This window comes from Komarekiella delphini-convector SJRDD-AB1 (assembly GCF_014831675.1).
GTDB lineage: Bacteria > Cyanobacteriota > Cyanobacteriia > Cyanobacteriales > Nostocaceae > Komarekiella.
Map to the genome: position 1 here is coordinate 1 of NZ_VJXY01000066.1, position 23,043 is coordinate 23,043.

11 protein-coding genes and 1 pseudogene are annotated in these 23,043 nt (G+C 41.8%); 3 read left to right on the plus strand and 9 right to left on the minus strand.

Annotated features, from left to right (window positions below; all coding sequences use genetic code 11):
* Positions 1-136: 136 nt before the first annotated feature.
* From FNW02_RS32985 to FNW02_RS33005, 4 genes are all read right to left on the minus strand, one after another.
* Positions 137-2,947, minus strand: a complete 2,811-nt coding sequence (locus FNW02_RS32985; RefSeq protein ID WP_431356835.1) for a hybrid sensor histidine kinase/response regulator — start codon at positions 2,945-2,947, stop codon at positions 137-139.
* A gap of 304 nt (positions 2,948-3,251) precedes the next feature.
* Positions 3,252-4,760, minus strand: a complete 1,509-nt coding sequence (gene glpK / locus FNW02_RS32995; RefSeq protein ID WP_191761723.1) for a glycerol kinase GlpK — start codon at positions 4,758-4,760, stop codon at positions 3,252-3,254.
* Positions 4,761-4,892: 132 nt separating this feature from the next.
* Positions 4,893-6,074: a helix-turn-helix domain-containing protein gene (locus FNW02_RS33000; protein WP_191761724.1), complete on the minus strand. Its 1,182-nt coding sequence runs from the start codon at positions 6,072-6,074 to the stop codon at positions 4,893-4,895.
* Positions 6,075-7,605: 1,531 nt separating this feature from the next.
* Entirely contained in the window at positions 7,606-9,126 is a 1,521-nt protein-coding gene (locus FNW02_RS33005; protein WP_191761725.1) for an acyl--CoA ligase, read from the minus strand.
* A 237-nt stretch (positions 9,127-9,363) separates the two neighbouring features.
* On the opposite strand from FNW02_RS33005, the gene FNW02_RS33010 reads away from it, so the two are divergent.
* Positions 9,364-10,506: a BMP family ABC transporter substrate-binding protein gene (locus FNW02_RS33010; RefSeq protein WP_191761726.1), complete on the plus strand. Its 1,143-nt coding sequence runs from the start codon at positions 9,364-9,366 to the stop codon at positions 10,504-10,506.
* 52 nt (positions 10,507-10,558) lie between these two features.
* Here the strand turns inward: FNW02_RS33010 and FNW02_RS33015 are convergent, their stop codons facing one another.
* The 3 genes from FNW02_RS33015 to FNW02_RS33025 form a co-directional block, all read right to left on the minus strand.
* On the minus strand, positions 10,559-11,023 hold the full coding sequence (locus tag FNW02_RS33015) for a hypothetical protein (RefSeq protein ID WP_191761727.1): 465 nt from the start codon (positions 11,021-11,023) through the stop codon (positions 10,559-10,561).
* A 482-nt stretch (positions 11,024-11,505) separates the two neighbouring features.
* A complete protein-coding gene (locus tag FNW02_RS33020) occupies positions 11,506-12,681 on the minus strand; it encodes an AbrB family transcriptional regulator (RefSeq protein WP_191761728.1) in 1,176 nt (391 codons plus the stop codon).
* A gap of 438 nt (positions 12,682-13,119) precedes the next feature.
* Positions 13,120-13,458, minus strand: coding sequence for a hypothetical protein (locus FNW02_RS33025; protein ID WP_191761730.1), 339 nt, complete (start codon positions 13,456-13,458; stop codon positions 13,120-13,122).
* 508 nt (positions 13,459-13,966) lie between these two features.
* Between FNW02_RS33025 and FNW02_RS33030 the strand changes: the two genes are divergently transcribed.
* Positions 13,967-19,069, plus strand: coding sequence for a PAS domain S-box protein (locus tag FNW02_RS33030; protein ID WP_191761731.1), 5,103 nt, complete (start codon positions 13,967-13,969; stop codon positions 19,067-19,069).
* Between the two features lie 377 nt (positions 19,070-19,446).
* On the opposite strand, the gene FNW02_RS33035 is transcribed toward FNW02_RS33030, so the two are convergent.
* A complete protein-coding gene (locus tag FNW02_RS33035; RefSeq protein WP_191761733.1) occupies positions 19,447-21,024 on the minus strand; it encodes a tyrosinase family protein in 1,578 nt (525 codons plus the stop codon).
* A 1,194-nt stretch (positions 21,025-22,218) separates the two neighbouring features.
* Here FNW02_RS33035 and FNW02_RS33040 point away from each other — a divergent pair.
* Positions 22,219-22,407, plus strand: a complete 189-nt coding sequence (locus FNW02_RS33040) for a hypothetical protein (RefSeq protein WP_191761735.1) — start codon at positions 22,219-22,221, stop codon at positions 22,405-22,407.
* A gap of 264 nt (positions 22,408-22,671) precedes the next feature.
* Here FNW02_RS33040 and FNW02_RS33045 read toward each other — a convergent pair.
* Positions 22,672-23,043 (minus strand): annotated as a pseudogene (locus FNW02_RS33045) (response regulator); the annotation flags it as partial.

The following is a 23,043-nucleotide window of genomic DNA, read 5'->3' on the forward strand; positions in this document are numbered from 1 at the left end:
GGGGAGAAGAAGGGGCAGGGGGGCAGGGGGAGAAGAAGAGGCAGGGGGAGAAGAAGGAGCAGAGGGGCAGGGGGGCAGGGGGAGAGAATAATTAATGGCAAACGACCTATGAAAAATGACTTCTATCTCCTATCTCCTATTTTGCATTTATAACCATCTGTAAATTTCTCAATAAGTCATTTGATGTGTAAGGCTTAGACAAAAAACTCTTAACGTTATTACCAAGAGTTTTAATCATTTCATGGTTGGAGATTAGCCCGCTGACACCAATAATCTTAATGTTTGGGTTAATTTTTCTTAACACATTGATAGCTGTTGGCCCATCCATAGATGGCATCATCATATCAATCAACACAACATTGATTTCTTGCTGATGTTGTTTATATAGTGCGATCGCTTCAATACCATCACAAGCTACCAAAACTTTGTAAGCATTTTTTTCTAAACAGGTTTTAGTAATTTCACGAATTGAATCTTCATCATCAACCACAAGAATTAATTCTCCATTTCCTGCGAGTAATTCGTGATTTACAGCTAATTTATTAGCTCTCTCAATTGTCTCGGTGATGGGTAAACACACTTGAAACTCTGTGCCTCTCACGTGACTAACTACATTTACAAAACCGCCGTGGCTTTTAACGATGCCAAGAACTGTTGAAAGACCTAACCCTGTGCCTTTTCCCAGTTCTTTTGTGGTGAAAAAGGGCTCAAAAATTCTATCTATTATTTCTCTAGGAATTCCTGTGCCTGTATCGGAGATGGTAATCATCACGTAGGAACCTACTTTAGCATCAAGATTCATCCGGGCATAGTTGTTGTCAACCAAGAAAGTCTTGGCAGAAATTTTTAAGATACCGCCATCAGGCATGGCATCACGAGCATTAATGCAGAGGTTCATCAGCACTTGGTGCAACTGAGTAGCATCACCGGAGATATTCCACAGGTTTTGTTTAGGAATATCAAGGCGGATTTCAATTGCTCTAGAAAATGTTTGTTTAAGAATTTTTTCAATTTCTAAAATTAAAACACGCACCTGTAAAGTTTTAAAATTGCCTTCAGCTCCTCGTGAAAACCACAGTACTTGTTTAACTAAATCTGCCGCACGTTTAATATTTGTTTCCAGAATTGCTAGCCATTGCTGACTTTTTTCATCAGAAAGTTTTGCTTCTAAGAGTTGCACTGTCATCATCATTGGTGTCAGTGTATTGTTGAGATCGTGGGCGATACCACTTGCTAGAGTGCCAAGACTTTCCATGCGCTGGGCCCGGAGAAACTGCGCTTCGAGTTGCTTTTTCTCTGTAATGTCGGAGTTGACAATTAAAATGGATTTGGGTTGTGCTTCATTATCGTGTACTAGTGTCCAACGACTGGCAACAATAATCTCTTTGCCTTGTTTGGTGAATTGATGTAATTCACCTTGCCACGAACCATTTTTAGCTAGTGTTTTCTGAATGTTTTTCAGTTGCGCTAAAGTTTGCTTTTTATATAAAAGTTGATTGGCATTCTTATTTAATACTTCTTCTGACATCCATTCGTAGAGATGTTCGGCTCCTTTATTCCAAAATTGAATTTGGTTGTCTAAATCTTGGACGAGAATTGCATCTGTGGTAATGTCTAGTAAAGCAGCTTGTTCACGAATTTTATGTTCTGCTTGTTTGCGATCGCGCAGCGCGGCTTGCCGATCGCTAATGTCAAGAACAAAACCGACAGTGGTCTGTTGAGACTTTTCTACAAGCGCACGACCAACTACCACTGGAACATGACTACCATCTTTACGAATATATTCTTTCTCGAAAGGAGTAGAAACTCCAGCACAGATTAATTCTGCGATCGCTCTTTCATCTAAACTGTGATATTCTGGCGGCGTCAGATCTTGCCAACACAGTTTTCCCGAAAGTAGTGCTTCTCGGTCATATCCCAGCATGTGTAGAAAAGCATCATTAGCTTCTGTAATATTGCCACGCAAATCTGTCAAAGTAATGCCAATGATATTCGATTCTACTAAGCGGCGAAAACGGGCTTCACTTTGCTGGAGCGCTAGAAAAGCTTGTTCTCTTTCAACTTGTGCTTGTTTGCGTTCGTTTAGCGCGGCTTGCCGTTCACTAATATCAATTATGAAGCCTGCCATGCGAGCAGCTTTACCTGTACAGTCTAAAAAGAAATACCCATTGTCTTCAACTGTAATGTAAGTACCATCTTTGCGACATACACGAAATTCTAGATGTAATCGCTCTTTTGTAGATAAAGCACGCTTAATCTGTTGGTCAAATAGATTTCTATCTTCAGGATGAATCAACTCTAGACAACGCTTTAAACCTCCTGACATCTCAGCCATAGAATAACCTAATATCTCTTTGACGTTACCACCATATTTAATATCGTTAGTATGTAGGTTCCAGTCATAGAGAATCTGACCACTCGCTTGAATTAATGCTTGATAGCGATTATTCCACTCAGATAATGCAGCTGAATGACGGCGTAATTCTTCCTCTACTCGTTTACGCTCAAAGATTTCTACCTCCAAACGCTCATTTTGCTCTGTGAGTTTTTTTGTGAGGTTTCGCAGACGTAGATGGATGTTTACTCTAGCTAAAACCTCATCATGTTCTAGGGGTTTGGTAATGTAATCTACTGCGCCAATATTCAACCCTTTGACTTTATCTACCTTCTCATTAGAAGCAATCATAAAGATTACAGGAATGTCTTTAGTAGCTAAATTGGCTTTCAGGAGTTGGCAAGTTTCAAAACCATCAATTCCTGGCATGAATACATCCAGTAAAATCAGATCTGGGAAGGTATTTTCTGCTATTTCAACTGCACTTTTTCCATTTTCAGCCCCGATAACTTTAAAGTTTGAATCCTCTAACAAATCAAATAAAACTTCTAAATTAGCGGGAGTATCATCGACTATTAAGATGATATCTTTGTAAACTTTATTAAAATTCATTTTTTACCTCTTGTTAAAATGTTTTTAAAAAGTTTTAGATTTGTTTGTTTTTAAAATTTTGGACAAGTAAAAATATTCCTAGCGAAGTTATTCGTGACTGTATAGGCAACCGACAGTAAACGGTAAACAGTAAACAGTAAAGAGTGATGTATTTATCCGCATTGTCAGAGTTCGCCGCGAATATAAGTGGTAGTTTACTCTGCGGGTTCGCGTAGCGTTCCGTAGGGTGCGCCGGCGTCCGGTGTTGGCGCAGCCCAACCTAGGGAACTTTTCAAGACAACTGTTAACTGTTAACTGATTTAATTTATCCTATCTTATCCGTCCAAGCTAGAGTGCGTTTAACTGCCTGTTGCCAAGTAGCGAAGTTAGACACACTTTTGCTTCTTGGCTCAAATATGCATTCAATCTGCCGTTGGCGCACTAATGCTTCATAACTATGCCAAAATCCTACAGCTAGACCTGCTGCAAATGCTGCTCCTTTAACAGTGGTATCACGCATTACCGGGCGTTCAACTGGAATATTTAATACATCAGCCTGGAACTGCATCAAGAAATTGTTCTCACAAGCACCACCGTCTACAATTAATCGCCCCATTGGGGTGCTGCTAGATGCATTAATTGCCTGCACGACTTCGAGAACTTGATAGGCGATCGCTTCCAAGACAGCGCGGACTAGATGCTGTGGTTGTACACTGGCGGTAATGCCGAAAAAGGCTCCCCTCGCACTCATATCCCAGTGGGGTGCGCCTAATCCGCTAAATGCAGGCACAAAGTATACCCCACCATTATCCGCAACCTGATTTGCCATCGCTTCAGTTTCAGCAGCATTTTTAATCAACTTGATACCATCACGCAACCATTGGATACAAGCTCCAGTAGTAAACATACTGCCTTCTAAGGCATAGCCTATATCTATCCCGCTCTGGTTTGCTTGCGTCCATGCCACAGTGGAAATTAATTGATGCTGAGAGCGCACTATTTGAGAGCCAGTGTGAGCTACTAAAAAGCTACCAGTGCCATAGGTGCATTTCATCAAACCGGGGCGATCGCAGCCATGACCAAACAAAGATGCTTGCTGATCTCCTAAAATGGCAGCGATGGGAATTTTAGCGCCAAGTATTGCAGGATCAGTAACTCCAAATACTCCCAAGCTGGGCTGAATTTGAGGCAGGATATGAGCAGGAATTTGGAATATATCGAGTAATCTCTCATCCCACTTGCAAGTCTGGAGATTCATTAGCATTGTCCGGCTAGCATTGCTGTGGTCGGTAGCATGGATTCCACCTGTCAAGTTCCACAGCACCCAACTATCAATAGTGCCGGCTAAAACGTTTTTTAGGTCAACGTCTGTAAAATGGTCTAGCAGCCACCTGAGCTTAGTAGCAGAAAAATAGGCATCAATGACTAATCCGGTGCGATCGTAAATCTCTTGAGCATAGCCTTGCTCTTGTAACTGGTGGCAAAAGGGAGCAGTCCGCCGATCTTGCCAGACAATCGCCCGATGCAATGGTTTGCCTGTAGTTTTGTCCCAAATCAAGCAGGTTTCTCGCTGCACCGTCAGCCCCAGCGCCGCAATTGCCGATGGTGCAACCTGGGCATTCTCAATTGCCGTTTGCATCACCCAGCAGGTGTCCTGCCAGATTTCTAAGGGGTCATGTTCTAGCCATCCAGGCTGAGGGTAATACTGTGTTAGTTCTTTATATGCCTGCCCAACAATCTCGCAATCTGCGTTAAACACAAAGGCGCGGTTGCCTGTCGTACCCAAGTCCAACGCTAAAATGTAGCCTAATGATGTTGTGCCAAGTGTCTGCATAACCGCCCTGAATAGCCATGATAGCGATTGTACAGGTATGGGTATTGTAATCCTAGCCCTGCATGATGTTTTTTGAACAGGATTGCTATCCAAAATTATAAGTTCAGCAGAAAAATATACAACTTAGAATACTTAATTTATTTTATTAACAGTATCTTTCAAAATTATATGTTTTGTTGAGTCGAAACTGATTATACCTTGTTGTTGTAATTTACCCATTAATCGGGTAATTGTTACTCTGGTAGTGCAGCAGGCATTGGCAATATCTTCATGAGTAAAGCGAACACTAAAGCGAGTTCCCTCCGACACAGTTTCACCAACTTCCTGTTTTAAAAGTTGCAATAAATGGTGCAAACGCTCTTGTACCCGTCGCCTTCCAGCAACCACTAAAAAAGATTCTGTCTGCTGTAATCGCTGATTTATTTTTGGTAAAATGGCATGGCTGAGCGTTGGTTGAGCAGCTATCTCTACTACATTAATTGACACTAACTCGACATCACAAAGCGCTGTTGCTTGGTAAATATTTAGAGAGGTCATACTAGAGCCAAAAACCATTCCTGCTGTTGCCAACCCGATTACTATTTCTTCATTTGTGTCACAGAAGGTACTTAATTTGACCCAACCCTGACAAACATACAAAATTTCTAACGGGTTGACCGCAATATTCTCTCCTTTGGAATATTTTTGCACAGAGCGATCGCCGATGATGTCACTGTCATTGTTAACTAAAGTTAATTCTACTTGTCGGCACTCATTAATGTTACGCAACGTCCAGCGCAGAGAGATTGGCTTGCTCCGCTGATTGCGGACAACTGCCACTGTCAAAGCTGCATTAAAATACTCGCCATGACGTTGCTGCAAACGTACTACTAATTCTCTGACTTTATCCGATTGGCATAGCTCAATGAGTTGACTACGAACGTGATGACGTTCTTCTAGAAAGATAAAGTTAACTATTGGTTTGCCCACAAGAAAATGTTTTGAAACATTAAGTAACGTTGCAGCAGCTAGGTTAGCTTCTTGGATTATGCCTTCTGCATCAGTTACTAAACAGCCTTCTGGCGCAAACTCAAATAAATCTTGGTAGCGTTGGCGTTCTAGTTCTAGTAAATTTCGTGTTTGTATTAGTTCCTCATTTTGCTGATACAGTTCCTCCACTGCTAACTGCACTACCTTGGAGGTGCTATAAAGTTCCTTAAAAGCTTGCGGCAAAAGGTCTGGTGGAATCCAGGGTAATACTGTTGCAGTTTGGTATAAATCTGCTAAACGCTTGTGTAATGCTTCTGTACGTTGGAGAAATAGTTCTATGTTCACCTTAACTTCCTGCTACTTGCTTGCAAAGGTTGGGCAAAAAAGTCAACTACATAAAAATACTGTTGGTAAATCAGGGTTAATAGCCGCATTTGCTTTGAATTATTACCGAGTAGTTACTTTCTGTTCACGGTTGCTGCTCACCTGATAGCAGATTCATCTCTAGGGACACTTTTGCTCGTGGTATTTTACCTATCATTCGCCAACAGTAACCGTAAATATTGGATTAAAGTACAATATTTAGCAAGCTGCTAAGTGACGAAATTAACCTTTACGTGAATGGAATTTGTATCTAATTGAACTCTAGAACGGTGTATTTATTCTAGCTTTTTGAAAATTGCTGTCATCCTGCAATTCAAATAGACTAGTAATTTAAATAACATAACATTGCGAACATCAAGGCTTAAGTATAATCTATTGAAAGAATCTATAGTAAAGATTGATAAGTTTGACTTTGAACAGACACTCTAGACAAATATTTTATAGCTTGCTGTTAGAGGTTATTTGAAAAGTGGTTGGCTGTAATTTTAAGCACTTGCTGATCCCCCCTAACCCACGCCAGTCGCTCATGGGGAGCCACCCCAAGGCGGAGGTTGCCGACGCTCGTTCGCGCAGCGTGTCGCAGACAAGACTCGCGCTTCGCTGCGCTATCCGTTGTGGGGAGTGGCGTGGAAACCCCCTTGGCGCTAGCCTCTCCCTTTAGGAGAAGACCGCGCTGGCTCCCCTTTTTAAGGGGGGAAACCGGAATTAAAGTCCCCCTTATCAAGGGGAGCCACTGTGTTGGGGAGACAGCGCCGTGGGCGGGTTTCCCGACTTGAGGCGACTGTCGTCGGGTTTCCCGACTTGTAGCAAGTGGCGTGGATTTAGGGGGATCTCAAAATATTTGATACATCACTAAGGACTTTTCAAACATTCTCTTACCAAATGATAAAGCTATAGCCATAGGCAATCAGAGTAATAAAAAAATCTGGCTGTTGCGTGAAGAATTAAACTAAGCCTGACAGTATCTAGATAGGTAAATCAATCTTTACTTAAATCGCTCTTTATTTTTGAATAATGCTTCTGTTGTTTAACCAGAATTTTTATGCCTCGATAATTTAGTATTTATGTTCTTTATTGCTATTAATAATCACAATAACTGTTCATATTTTTTGCAACTTCCACCACAAGAATTAAGTTACTACTACTGAAGGGATAGAGTTTAGTTAACTTTGTATGTGTTGATGAATACGATTAAATTTTATATTTATCTTTATATTTTATTTACACATTTTTTTTACGTACACTAGCAGGTGAGCGAGAAGGACGGTTTTACTTAGTAAAAGCTAATACAATTAAATTAATTTAACCACCAAGAAACTTGTATAGAGCAATACACAGTTATTTAACAATGATCCGTCTCTTTAGTTAGAGGATAAGCGAAATAATAACTTGCTGTAATTGAAGGATGCGTAACAGCTTATCAATGCGCGAGATATCAGGAGTGATAGGTGAGGTGTAAATGCTATCAAGTCTTATCACTCCTCTTTTTTCATTATGTAATGTTAAGTAATTTTGCCATAGCTAGCCGTTGCAATTTACCAGTAGCTCCACGGGGTAGTTGATCCAGAATGTAAATTTGCTTGGGGACTTTGAAGTCTGCCAACATAGTTGAGCAGTGTGCTAAAAGTTCTTCTTTGCTGGCTTCTGCTTTGAGGACTACAGCGGCGTGGATATCTTCTCCTAGGGTTTTGTGAGGAACGGCAAAGGCTAGAGCTTCGACAACGTTGGGATGGCGTAGCAAGACATCATCCACCTCTAAGGGAGAAATTTTTTCTCCACCCCGGTTAATCAACTCTTTAATGCGTCCAGTCAGGCGGAGATAGCCATCTTCATCCAGTGTGCCCTGATCGCCCGTGCGGAACCAACCGTTGACAAAAGCAACGGCATTAGCTTCTGGGTTGTTTTCGTAGCCGTCAATAACATTGGGTGCTTTAATTACTACCTCACCTAAGCTTCCTTGTGGGAGCAGATTGCCATCATCCATGATGCCGACTTCTACACCAAAGCCATAGCCAACAGTTCCGGGTTTCCGCACTTTCGGCGGTAGGGGGTTAGTTGTCATTAAGTGAGATGCTTCGGTCATACTGTAAGATTCCAGTACAGGAGCATTCAAGGTTGCTTCCAACTGTTCGATGATAATCGGGGGTAGAGGAGCACTACTTGAGCGAATGAAGCGGAAGGGGTTGGCTTTGACAATTTCTGTGTTGCGGCCGGCGCGTGCCAAAATTGTCTGGTGCATGGTGGGCGCAGCGGAGTACCAGGTAGGTTTGAAGGTTGCTACCAGTTTCCAAAATTCTAAGGCATTAAAACCATTGGGACAAACTAGTGTGCCACCAGATGCCAAGGTTGCCAGCAAACACCCCACTAGTCCATGTATGTGAAACAGTGGCATTAAACAAAGTGTAGTGTCAGCTGCCGTTAGGGAGTAAGCACCGATAATGTTGTTGGCTGAGGCGATCAGGTTCCGATGCCGAATGGGGACACGCTTAGGGCGACTAGTAGTCCCGCTGGTATGCAGAATCATTGCTATATCGTCAGCATTCGGGGCTGCGGGATTGAGGGATTCTCTTGGTGCTGAGCCTGCTTTGACTAATTCAAAGCTTAATGTGCCGTCAGTGTTGACTTTGGCATTGATTAGCATCATGTCAGACGTGGTAGCGGACACCGCCGCTTCTGGTTCTTCAGACAGAGTAATCAGCGCTTTTGCCTGGGTATCTTCATAGTAGAAGGCAAATTCTTCTTGCTTATATTTGGGATTTAAGGGTGCAGCAGTGCCACATAAGGAAGCAGCAATAAAGGTAATTGCCATTGGTGAACCGTTAGTCATAGCAATGGCAATGCGTTCACCGGAGGTGTTGGCGGAGCCATCGCCTCTTTTCAACCCAAAGCTGTTAAGTTGAGATACTAATTCAATAACATTTTCACGCAATTGTTTATAGCTTAGTGATGCTCCATTAGGTGTGACTAAAGCTGGATGATTGTCTTCTCCTGCTAAAAGCTCAAATAAATTCATTAAGTAACCTCCAGAAAACCTCATCTCTTTTTAGGAATAATTATTAAGTAAAAACCTGTATTTTAATATACGTTTTATTAAAAAATATTGTGATTTTGTATAATATCAACCATTATTTGCTTTCTTTTACATGTAAGTTAACGGCAAAAATCCAAAGCTAAAATTACGTAAATACTGTATTTCTGGCTACTAAGACTCAGAAAAATCTTTTCCAGCAACTAAACCAAATCAATATATATGGATCGTCGGAATTTTCTAAAGTATGCCACTTTAGCAGGATCTAGTTTTGCCTTGGCTAGCTGTATTCAGGGTAGAAATTCCAATTCACAGAGTGAGGTATCTCCCTCAGCGTCGCCTGTGGTAGGAAATGAACCCTTAAAAGTGGGATTTATTTATGTAGGATCTGTGAGCGATTTTGGCTGGACTTATGCCCATGATTTAGGGCGCAGGGAAATGGAAGCCAATCTTCAGGATAAGGTAAAAACTACTTTTGTCGAAAATGTCAGCGAGGGTGCTGATGCCGAGAGGGTGATTCGCCAACTGGCATTAGATGGTAACAAATTGATTTTCACAACTTCCTTTGGCTACATGAATCCCACAATTAAAGTCGCCAAAGATTTTCCCAATGTGGTCTTTGAAAACTGTACCGGATACAAACGCATTGCCAATGTCGGCACTTATTTAGGACGCTTTGAAGAACCGCGATACTTAACCGGCATGATTGCTGGGAAGATGACAAAATCTAATGTAGTTGGTTTTATCGGAGCCTACCCCATTCCAGAGGTTATTCGAGGGATAGGTGCATTCGCCCAAGGACTACGGGCAACAAATCCCCAAGCAAAAGTTAGAGTATCTTGGGTGCAAAGTTGGTACGATTCAGCTAAAGAAAGGGAAGCCGCTCAAGCTTTGATCAATTTAGGCGCGGATGTTATGACGCAGCACACTGGCTCAGATGCTATTGTGCAACTAGCTGAAGAAAAAGGTATTTATGCTTTTGGTTACAACACCGACATGAGTAAGTTTGGTCAAAAAGCACACCTGACATCTGCAATCCATAAATGGGGCAAATTTTATACAGATAAGGCTTTGGCTGTGATGAGTGGTACATGGCAATCACAAGCGGTTTGGGATGGCATTGGTGAAGGGATGGTAGATATTTCCCCAATGAATCAAGTGATTCCGGCTGATGTGCAACAATTAGTAAACACGAAGCGCGATGAGTTTATTCAGGGTGCTGCTCATCCTTTTGATGGGCCAGTGACAGATCAAAAGGGAGTAGTGCGAGTACCAAAAGGCAAGGTGTTGGACGATCAGGGACAACTAGCAATGGATTGGTATGTTGAGGGAATTGAAGGGTCAATTCCCAAGAGTAAATCCTAGCAAGCACGGCCTAAATAAACCGCCCATTTCCAATCAACGAAACGCTTACGAATTACGAATTACTAAACATTTTCTGCAAATTTTCTGGCTGCGTAACTGCTAAATATTGCGTCGCCATTTCTGGTGTAAGCAATTCTAGCATGACTTTATTTTCTAACCATAACTCAATGACATCGAAGAAAGAGTCGCGGTTACAACGTAAGACTCTCCAGCCTTCTCGTTTTGCAATCTGTTCGATTTTTTCTTGAGTAGAAGAGACAGAGATTGCTGCATGAGTAGCTGTAAACCCAGAAGAGGTGTCCGCTTGTGCAAACATACACTGGTTATCTCCTTCACCAGGTATTAGCTGAGTTTTCAAAGGATAAACTTCAATTCCCGTCCCATGTTCATCAAGAGGGAAAACCATGTAACTACCTGGGTGAGGAAAGAAAGGAAAAGCTTGCCCATTTAAAATTTCAGCGAGAACTTGAGCAACGTGTTGGGGGTTTTGAGCAGAAATAGAAATGTGATGAATCATATTTGTTACCTCGCACCCCATAATCATGATGGGGTTTATAAACTTGTTGGTTTGCGGAGTGCTTATCTACCATGATTAGCTTTATTATTTTTCACCGCATTTTGATCATTTTATGCACGGAGTATAAAAAAGATACCAAGAAATGAATTAGTTGGTTTTTCGGTTGCAGGCAACTGACAAACAGAATTAATTTCAGCTTTAAGTCATAGAATCATCTGTCCCCAGAATGAAATGATTATGCTGGGTAAAATATCGGTTGACAAAAGGCTAAAGGGTAAGGGGTAAATTTTAATCTTTCCCGTTTCCCCTTAACCGAAAGATACTTCTTTCATACCACAGAAGGGGAGCAAGAATCAGGAATTTTAATGATTTGATACTTTAAGCTAAGCTGTTATGCATTTAAATTGCACATTACCTCGACATTCAGGCTGACTGTCAACAGTTAACAACTACAAAGAGTAGTTATGCAATTTAGACGCGCATTAGCTTAGTTCTGATTGACTATCAAAACGGCGAAACAAAAACAGCCAAAGTGGTAAAGAACTATTAATTGCAATGAGTCGCACTAAATGACCAGTCGTGACAATTTCAACATTATGATTCAATGCCAAAGAAACTAAGATCATTTCGGCTGATCCTCCTGGTGCTGTAACCAACAAACAAGTCAACCAGTCCCAAGAGGTTAATTGCATAGCAAGTATAGCAGCGATCGCTCCAGCAGCCAGGGTCATCGCTACAGACATCAAAGCATAACCTAGAGTCTGTTTTCCAAAAGTGGGTTTGTCTCCCCAATACTCACCAATAGTAATTCCTAAAAGCATTTGGCCCAATACGTTAATTAGTGGTGGTGGACTAAAGTGAATATCCCCCACAAAAGGCAGGCAATTTAGCAAAGAATTAAATCCTATACCAATCAACAATGCGCCAAAAAAATCGCCTGCGGGAATTTTAAATAAAATAGCAAGATAAACTACTAATCCAGTCACTAATAATACTAATAACAGTAATTTTAGTTGAGATAAATCTAGATTAAGTAAAGCACTTTTAACAGGCAGTGTTTGCGGATTCCAGTAATTACCAACTGATGTTCTAGCAATGAACGGAATTGTCAAAACTACGGTTGTCACACGAATTGCTTGAACTAAAGCTACTAAAGGAACATTGCGATTGTAATCGGCGGCAATAGCTGCCATAATTCCAACACCACCGGGAACTGTAGCCAGCATTGCTGTTAATAAGTTGGTTTGGCTCATGCGAGAGTAAATGTAGCCAATGCAGCCACCACACAGTAACAAAAACAAAGTGAGAAAAATAAAAATTGGAATACCAGAAGCAACACTGGTTAGATTTCCGTGGATACTGGAACCAATAGTTAGCCCTACAAATGCCATTCCCACTTTTCTAGCAGTACGGTTAGGTTTGGGAGAATATTGATAAAATAGCCGACATCCTTGAAGAACTAATGTACCGGCAGCAATCCCGCCAAATATCCAGACAATCCCGCCAGTATAAAACTTTGCCAAGAGTAAACCCAGAGGTAATGCCAAAAGCATTTCTAAGAATAGGATAATTAATTGCTTAATAAATAACTTGGCAACAGCAGTATCCTGATGAGTGGGTTCCTCTAAGACGGGAGTAATACTTATGCTTTGATTCATCGATATGAGTTTTTTTAATGATTTTAACTATGCACTTGAGCTAATGCGATCGCGCAATCTACCTAGGGTTTAAATTGAAAATATCTAGAGGATGACATGAGGTAAGTTTAAAGGAGATTTAACCATAACATCAATCAACAGGGTTTTATAGCTACTTACATAACATCATCTTTTGAGCGCCAATATTTTGGATTTACTGTATTTGATGATACTAATTGTAACGCTTTACGAGACGCTGCCGTCTAACCGCAGTAAGCCTCTGCACCCTGCAAATTGCTACAGACTTCTCTTTACTTGCTTTTATGTAGATGTATGCGAACAGCATGACATAGATATTTTTATTACTAATAATGAAACAAACTTGATATAATATGAAATAGAGCACAACTGATGTTGTACCCTATAAATAATCTGTATTTGTGTTAGTATTTCAACTTTTTAGTCTTCGTCAAGTGCTGGGAAAACTTCCTCAAACTGCCATAACCTGTCTTTATTTTCAACAAACCAAATACGAGTTTCTGGAGTTAATTTACTCCAAATGATTTCAACAGGAATATGAGGAGATGCATATTGGTATTGCTCACCAAGTGACTTGAGATTGTCTGTCACATCCTGAGGAATTCCAAATTCATGCCAGTCAACTTCTATATTTCTTCCTGAGACTCCCGCTGTGGGATCAAAAATCAACTGTGCAGCTCTCACTAAGTCAGCAAAGTGTTTTGGTTTGAGTCTGGTTATTTCTTGAACAGGGAGTGATTCGTTATGCTCTTGAGACATTATCGCTGGAGTGATGAAAATGAGTGGTGTATTGAACTAGCTTTTCCAAGGTAGGTAAAAATCCTTCGTGTTTTAGTATCTTGGTGATTCAGAAGTTAATTTTTTAACCACTAAGACACTAAGAAAAACAGATAACATCTTGTAAAGGCTAGCGTATTGAATTTACTGCCAGAGATTTTTATCCCATTAGCTCTAGCTAGGTGCAGAGCCGCTAAATCCATTTATTTTTCTTTTTATTGAGATTTTAGCTTATAATTATTGTTGTAAAGTTGATCCTAATATTGCTTTTACATTTGGTATTTACTATCAGCAATACAGTGTCATAAATCTTTAATTTTCAAGTTAAGCGTTCATTTCGCATACCAGATTAATGAATATTCAGCTTCTAGCAAAAGAGTTTTTTCAAACTAAATAAATATCTATCCAGAGATAAATTACTAAAATTTGCAAACTAGCTTAGGGTATATAGAGTTTCGGCTACAAGTATTAGTTATTTTAAAACGATTTCATGCCCTATATTTATCATTTTCCTTTACTGCGCTATGGTGTCGTTGTATTAATTGTTGCACTTACATTTGTGTTAACGCTGGTGCTAGACCCCTGGTTAGGCATGAGTGAAAGTCCATTCTTGCTATTTTTTAGCGCTGTAATGGTGAGTGCTTGGTATGGTGGCTTGAAGTTAGGGCTGTTAGCAACCTTATTGTCTGCTCTACTGGGCAATTACTTTTTCCTTTTCCCAAAGCATGAACTGAGTTTTGACCTATCGAGTCTAGTGCAAATCGGTTTATTTGGATCGCAGGGATTTCTCTTCAGTATTCTCTGTGAAGCTCTCATGACTGCCAAACGACATGCTGAAGGAAATTTAGAAAAGCTCAGAACAAGTGAGGAACGATTTCGATTAGCGTTAAGCAGTTCGGATATCGTGGTCTTTCAGCAAGATCAAAATTTGCGATATCAGTGGATTCATAATCCTCAAGGTGTCGAAGCAGCTGAAGAAATGCTAGGTAAAACTGACTATGAATTATTTTGTGACTCACAAGCAAAGCAACTAGCTGCAATTAAGCAGAGGGTAATCGAAACAGGTGCTTCAGCTCGTGAAGAGGTTTCTCTGACAGTGCGTGAAGAAGCTCGTTACTATGATTTAATAGTTGAACCGCTCAAGAGTGAAGCCAATAGTAGCATTCAGGGCGTTAGTTGTGCAGCTGTAAATATTACTGAGCGTAAGCAGGCAGAACTAGAAAACGCCAAGTTACAGCAAAAACTCCAAGAAGCCAATCAGCGCAAAGACGAATCTTTGGCATTGTTTGATGCTTGGCTGACTAGTTCACCAGTGGCGTTAACTTTTCTTGATACTGAACTTCGCTACGTTTATGCTAATGAAGCGCTGGCAGCTACCAACGGCGTACCACAAAGTCAACACATTGGTCATACTTTAGGTGAGGTGTTGCCAGAATGGGTAGAGCAACTTGAGCCAATCTTGCGTCAGGTGATGCAGACAAAAGAACCATTACTTAACCAGGAAGTGAGTGGTGAAACATATCCGCCTGGGGTGTATCGTTGTGGTCTTGTCAGTTATCATCCGGTGTGTTTAGCAGATGGACAACTACTGGGAGTAGGCGTAACTGGAATTGATATTACTCAACTCAAGCAAACTGAGCAAGCATTGCGAGAAAGCGAAGCAAAGTTTCGTAGCGTGGTTGAGTCAAACATGATTGGCATTGGCTTTTGGGATAGAGACGGCGGAATTACAGAGGCTAACGATGCTTTGTTGAACATGGTGGGTTATACCCGTGAAGAATTACTGGCTGGAAGGCTTAACTGGCAAGATTTGACTCCGGCAGAATACCAATTACTCGACGAGCAAGCGCTGACTCAATTTCAAAATAACTTGTTTTGCACCCCCTTCGAGAAGGAATATATTCGTAAAGATGGCTCACGTTTCCCAATTCTGGTAGGTGGTAGCCATTTTGAGGAGACTTCAGAACGAGGAGCTTTTTTTGTTCTCGATATTACAGAACGTAAGCAGGCTGAGGACGCACTCCGCTGTATTGCTCAAACTAGTACTACACTTTCTACTTCTTTAGATTATGAGGAAACCTTAGAACAAATTGCTAAAATTTTAGTTCCTCAACTGGCTGATTGGTGTTGTGTCGATATTATCGATGAGGATGGTTCTGTTCACCGCCTAGCTGTTGCCCATGCAGATTCTTCAAAAGCAGAGTGGGCGCGTCAACTTCAGCAGTATGTGCCAGACTCCAAGGATACAAGTGCGTTGGCTTTGCCCGTCGCAGGCATCGCTAGAGTACTACAAACTGGGCAACCAGAATTAATCACAGAAGTCTCTGACTCACTACTAGCTGCAAATACTCAGAACAACGAACATTTACAAATTGTGCGGCAGATGGGAATCAAGTCTGCGATGATTGTACCGTTAGTGGCACGCCAGAAAGTACTCGGTAGCATTACATTTATCAGCGCCGAATCAGAGCGTCACTACGAGCAATGTGACCTAGCTTTAGCAACCGATATTGCTTGTCGCGCTGCTTTGGCATTTGAAAATGCCCGACTTTATCGAGACATTCACAAGACTTTGCTGCATTACGCCGAATCATTGTCTCTTCTGGATGCCCTGCTAGCAGGTGCTCCTGTCGCTGTATGCTTTTTGGATAGAGAACTGCGATATATCCGAATAAATAAGGTATTGGCTGATATTAACGGTTTGAGCATAGAAGAACATCTGGGACGCAAATTCCGGGAAGTGCTACCAAAGATGGCGGCTGAGTTTGAACCGCAGTTACAACAAGTACTGGATACAGGAGAACCTCTGCTAAATGTGGAAATCAGCGGTGAGACACGGGAGCAACCCAGCAGATATAGCTACTGGCTGGGAAACTATTACCCGGTCTACAACGCATTGAGTGAAACGGTAGGAATTGGGATTATTCTGGCAGACATGACAGCAACAAAACAAACAGAAGTTGCCCTGCGCGACAGCGAAGAAAAGTTTCGCACTATGTTTAATCAGGCAGTTGTTGGTATTAACCTAGTAGCATTGGATGGAAGATACCTCCAGGTGAATCCTGCGATGTGCGACATTACTGGGTATAGCAGTGAAGAGTTAACCCAAATGACCTTTCAGGAAATTACCCACCCTGATGATATAGAGCCTGATTTGGCAAATGCTCAGCGAGTCTTGGCAGGGGAAATTAGTGGTTATTCTTTAGAGAAGCGCTACATTCGCAAAGATGGTTCTCTAATTTGGGTAAACCTAACTTCATCAATAGTTTGGGATGCTGACGGACAGCCAAAGTATGCATTAGGTGTGGTCGAAGATATTAGCGATCGCCAAGCCGCGCAACGCGATCGCCAAAAGGCTGAGGCTGCACAAAACTTTTTAGTCGAAGCTAGCACTCTATTAGCTTCTTCATTAGATTATGAAGTCACATTGACCAATGTGGCTAACTTAGCAGTTCCTACCTTAGCTGACTTGTGTATTGTAGATATTTTCCGGGAAGATTGGTCAAATAAGCAGATGGCGTTGGTAACTGCCGACCCCGGAAAACGCCAGATTTTAGCGGAAATACAACGGGATTATTCATCCCAAAATGGAGCACAACAATTTCTTGTATACAAACTGCGACAGGGGGAATCTGTGTTTTTCTCCCAATTTCCCGACTCGGCTTTTATACAGATGGCTCAAAACGAAAAACATCTGCAATTGCTGCGAAGCTTAAGTATTCGTTCTTTAATGGTGATACCTCTGCGTTCTCGTGGGCAATTATTTGGAGCGATCGCTTTTTTCACAGCCGAGTCAGGTCGTTACTACGAAGCCGCAGACTTGGCTTTAGCAGAAGATGTTGCCCGTCGGGCAGCTACAGCAATTGATAACGCCAGACTCTACCAAGAAACTCAGCAGGCAAAACAAGCGGCTGAGCGGGCTGTAAATCGGACGGTACTTTTACAAACAATTACCGCCGCCCTCTCAGAAGCCCTAACTCCCCAGCAGGTGGCTGATGTAGTGATGAATCAAGGAATTGCTGCCTTGGGTGCTAAAGCTGGTTCCGTTCTGTTACTAACTGAAGGTAACTCCTTAAAGATTGTCCAAGCAATCGGCTATCAGCAATCAACTATAGATGCTTTTGATAATTTTCCTTTAACTGCTTCTATCCCGTCAGCGGAAACAGTACGAACTGGAGAGCCAATCTTTATAGAAAATCGAGAAGCTTGGATTGAGAAATATCCTAATTTAGCCGATATTCCTCCTAAAACAGGATATTTTGCTTATGCTTGTATTCCTTTAATGCAAGATGGAAAAGCCATTGGGGCACTAGGATTAAACTTTGCGACTGCACAAGCATTTAGTGAAGAAGACCAGGGATTTATGTGGACTTTAGGGCAACAGTGTGCTCAGGCGATCGCCCGTGCTCAACTTTACGAAGCAGAACAAAGGGCGCGAAACCAAGCCGAAACAGCCAACCGGATTAAAGATGAATTTCTCGCTGTGCTTTCTCATGAGTTAAGAACTCCTCTAAATCCCATCTTAGGATGGGCAAAGTTACTGCGAACCCGCAAGTTTGACGAAGCAACCGTAATTCGCGCTTTGGAAACAATTGAGCGTAATGCTAACTTACAAACTCAACTCATTGAAGACCTGCTTGATGTTTCGCGGATTTTACGAGGTAAGCTCAGCCTCAATATCTATGCAGTGGACTTGAATGCAACCATCGCCGCCGCCTTAGAAACGGTGCGCTTAGCAGCAGAAGCCAAGTCTATCGAAATTCAAATGGTGCTGAGCAATGATGTTGGACAGGTTATGGGCGATGGCGATCGCTTGCAACAGGTAATCTGGAATCTCGTCTCTAACGCTGTTAAATTTACACCCCCAGGCGGACGGGTAGAAGTACGACTGGAACAAGTTGACTTCAACGCTCAAATTCAAGTAATTGATACAGGTAAAGGTATCAACCCAGAATTTTTGCCTCACGTTTTTGAATACTTCCGTCAAGCAGACGCCAAGACAACTAGGATATTTGGCGGACTGGGACTAGGACTAGCAATTGTGCGTAATCTGGTGGAACTGCACGGTGGTACAGTTGAGGTAGAAAGTGCCGGCGAAGGACAAGGAGCAACATTTACAGTTAAGCTACCGGTGCTCAAAAGTTCTGAATCCCAAGTTATGAGTGCTGAATCTTCTGTGTTAGAAGCCAGTAATCAAGACTCATTACTTTCTGGAGTAAGAATCTTGCTTGTGGATGATCAGCCTGATGTGCGAGATTTCTTTAGCTTCGCGCTAGAACAGTTTGGGGCGACTGTAACATCGGTTGAATCGGCAACTGAAGCACTAAAAGCACTAGCCCAGTTAAAGCCAGATATCCTGTTAAGCGATATTGGTATGCCGATAATGGATGGCTATATGTTGCTGCGCGAGATCAGAACATGGTCAACAGAGCAAGGTGGGCAAATTCCGGCGATCGCTTTGACTGCCTATGCTGGAGAAATTGACTACAATCAAGCAATTGCAGCCGGATTTCAAAAACATGTCCGTAAACCCGCAGATCCATTTGAATTGGCTACAGCCATCGCTAATCTCATCGGACGCAACCAGCCTTGAGCTTCACGCAACCATTTAATTTTTATAGTAGGTAGGCATAATTAAAGATAAAAAAAATCTTAGTTCGTAGTGAGCGATGAATCGCTCAAAATAAGCATTATCAGGCCTAAAGTCCTTACCCTTTGGGTTCGTTAGTCGCTCATGGGGAGCCACCCCCTTGCGGAGGTTCCCGACGCTCGTTCGCGCAGCGTGTCGCAGACAAGACTCGCTAACGCTGCGCTATCCGTTGTGGGGAGTGGCGTGGAAACCCCCTTGGCGTAGCGTCTCGTAGAGAAGACCGCGCTAACTCACTACAAACTTGAATTTATTTACGTCTAGCTACTTATCTTCTAATTATTTGTGCCTACCTACTTAGTTACAACACAAGCTAAACTTGCTTACAGTTTCCGAAGTGAAACCTTCTCGATAAAAACTTCCTCTCGTTGCTCACCATTTTTTGGGAGAAAACTCACTTTTAAATCTGGTTCTGACTGTTGTTCGCGTCTGTCTACTTGTTCAGCTAATTGGTCAGTGATGTCAAAAAGAAGAGTTTTTGTTACTCGTTTTTGACTTGGTAATTCAAAGAAACTAATAGTACCAGCAAAATAAACATCTTTGTCAGCCGCCGCCGCTGTATTGGGCAAGTTGACATAAACATCATAAGTGCCCCTCGGCTTTCCTTGGAAAGACACTTCAACTTCTAGTACATAACCGTTTTCTGGAGTAGCCAGCAAAGAGCGGTCGCCTCCGCGGCTAGTAGATAATGGAACTACTACTGTTATTGGTTCATCAGTTAATTGGGCTTTAACTTCCTTAGTAGCAACAGTTTCTTGCATACGTGCTCTTGGTTGTTGAATGCTGGCAAGCGATCGCGGACGCACTAATATTTGATCATATTTATCATAGGTGTAATTCAGGTTATAAACGGCCTTAACGACTTCTTCAGGAGTTTTATATTCAACTAGCTCCCCTTTGCCATCAAAAAAGGCATAGGGAAATTCTACTGCCGCTAGCTCTTGAGGTGTCACTTGAGAACTAGCACCTTTTGCTAGTGTCCAAGATTGCCAGTAACGGTCAATACTAGCGTGATGTAGCCAAAAGATTGGGTCAAATCCAGCAGTAGGAACATCTCCCATTAGTCCCACTCCTTCATCATAGGGAGAAGGGCCCTGCCAGATCGGATTAAACTTGTCTTTGGGAAAACTACCACCAATATAGCCGTGCATGACATTGTGAGGTGATTGTTCAATCTGGCTATTAAACACACTATATAGGATATTTTGGTATGCCGTCCGTTTACCATCAATCAGGCCTTGTTGTGTTGATGACTCAATTGGTTGACCTGCATTTAGGCTTGTGAGCCTTAATTCTTCGTAAAGACCGTTGGTTGTTTGGTCAGTAGGAAGTCTAAACGCTTCTGGCATTGATTTGTATTTTGCAGACTTACTGCTGGTGTAATCCCAGTATGGAATGGCAAAATTCGGATTACCAGAAAGGTTGCGAACAACTTGTTCAAAATGATAAAGGTAGAGTCGATGCCAGGGGAGAAAGTGAACTCCAGTACCGGCTTCATGGGGACACTTCTGCCAATACTCTAGTAACTTTTTGATTTGTGCTTGGGTTTTTGGATCTAAAGATGATGCATTGGTATAAATTGGGCACAGAGAATTTTGCTCTGTAAAATCAGCAGGAGAGGGAACCCCGTGAATTGCACCTTGGTAATACCAGCTAACTGGATCTGTGCAACCCGATTCTCGGATCTTTTTGAGGGCAATTTTTAGCGACTGAAGATCTTTTTGTCCACTCCGAGAGTAAACATCTTTGCGAACAAACTTGGTTCTGGGTGATCTAATTGATGAGGTTGGCTGAGTTAACTCAGGTACTTGAGTAGATTGAGCATAAGCGTTGCTTGGCAGTAGCAGTATCCCCACAGTAGCGAATATTGCCAAAATCAAAGCGAGAAGAAACTTTTTCATAACTTTCCTAAACATTTGATCAGCAAAGTGGATTACAGAGATCATTTAATATTAGTCCACCAAAGTTCTGTGAGCTTGATTAGGCTTTGGAGTGCGACCTTTTTGCTGCTTCTGCTAATTAGCGAAAAGGCTAATCAGCCCTCCTGGACTGTGATATACATTAATGTCACAGACAACTAGAAGCATCAAACTTCCAAACTTTATTACCAGATCTTGAAGGTAGAATGTACGGTTACTGATTCCGTTCTCAGTTATTAATTAAACCAGGTATGTGAAGCATTTTTTTTTACTTCAAAAATCTTCACAGCAGTCACTTTATTAAAGTGTGATCATGTCGTTTCTTTGTAAAGCTGCGCCAATGAGACGCTCCGCGTTGGCGGAAGCCTCTGTCTACGACACGCTACGCGAACGTAGAGAAGGCGTACTTAGCGATACCCTTCAAGAATCCGCTCCGCGTCTACGTTTTTGATTTATTTAGGACTTACGCAAAAACTCTCTGAAACTCTTATTTCTCCGTGCCCTCTGTCTTGAGAAGTTCTGCTCGGAGGAAACCTCCGCTCAGACTTCTCGCTGTGTTCTCTGTGGTAGCCTGTCTTGAAAAGTTTCCTACGGCGGGAAACCCGCCTACAGAACTTTTCGCTGCGGCAAGCCGCTCCGCGTCTACGACTTTCCGTTACCCGTGCGTAAGTCCTGTTATTGTGCCAAGTTGTAATACCAATTCCCGAAAATCTTGATACATATAGATTTCTCGTAGGGGCACAGCATTGCCCATTGACATCATTTTCAAGACAAATAAATTTATATCTTAATATCTCAGCAGATTAGGAAACTTTATGGATTATTGTTAACAAATATTTAAAAGTTTGTGCGTCCGGGTAATAGAAGCGCAAAACTTTTCAAGACAGGAGCGCGTGGCTTGATTACAAACTATTGTGATTAGTACTACTAGCAGGGGATCATTTATAACTCGGCTATTTACCCTTGTATCTACTGTTATTCTTTACTTACTGCAATTCTTGAGAATCCAATATTTACTTAATTAATTTGTTAAGCAACAAAACTTATGTCAGCCAAAAGCTAGAAATTGAATGTTTTAATATATAACTTTGGGATAGTTAAATCTCTAAAAAACATGTTTATAAGTAAAACCATAGGTATCCAACACCTATGTACATACAAGTGAGGCTAACAATTATGTCACTTCAAACCATTACATCCGAGTTGTTGAGAGAGCTATCCAGAGAAGAACAAGAGATTCTATCTGGGGGACAAAACGGCAGAGATAGAGACGGAGACCGAGATAGAGATAGAGACCGAGATAAAGACAGAGACAAAAGATACAAATGCCGTTACTGTTACGACTGTGAACGTTACCGTGACTAAGTTTGCAAAGCTTACTGACTGAGTAATGCAGTAGTTTTAACTTTGCAATTAGTAGGGATAGTAGGGAAGGAAAAGACTTATAGAACTTACTCAATAGCAATCAAGTTTTGAGAAGTTTAGACAGTCTCCAGCGTTCTTTTAAAACTTTCTTAAATTAAAAGAATCGAGAGCAGAAAAAATAGGGATAGTCCTTACTTTTGTGCCCCTCCCTTACTTGAAATGCAAGTATTTAGTGGTGGAAAGCCTAGCGAACGTTTACCTACATTAACTTGGGTTAATCAAACTAACGATCGCTTCTAGTAATGCTTCTGGATCTACTGGTTTGGGAATATGCATTTGAAACCCCGCTGCTAATGCTTGCTGCTGATTAATTTCGCCTGCATAGGCTGTCAGAGCGATCGCTGGTACTTGTCCTCCCTGCTGAGGCGATCGCTTTCTGACTTCACGCATCAGCATATAACCGTCTGTCCGTGGCATTCCAATATCACTAACTAGAACATCTGGTATGGACTCAGACAGTGCTTCTAATGCCTCTTGTGCTGATGACACGGCGGTTACTTCTACACCGTAGTCTTGCAGAATGAAGGTCACTAAGTCTCGAATATCTGGTTCATCATCTACCACTAGTATTTGCAT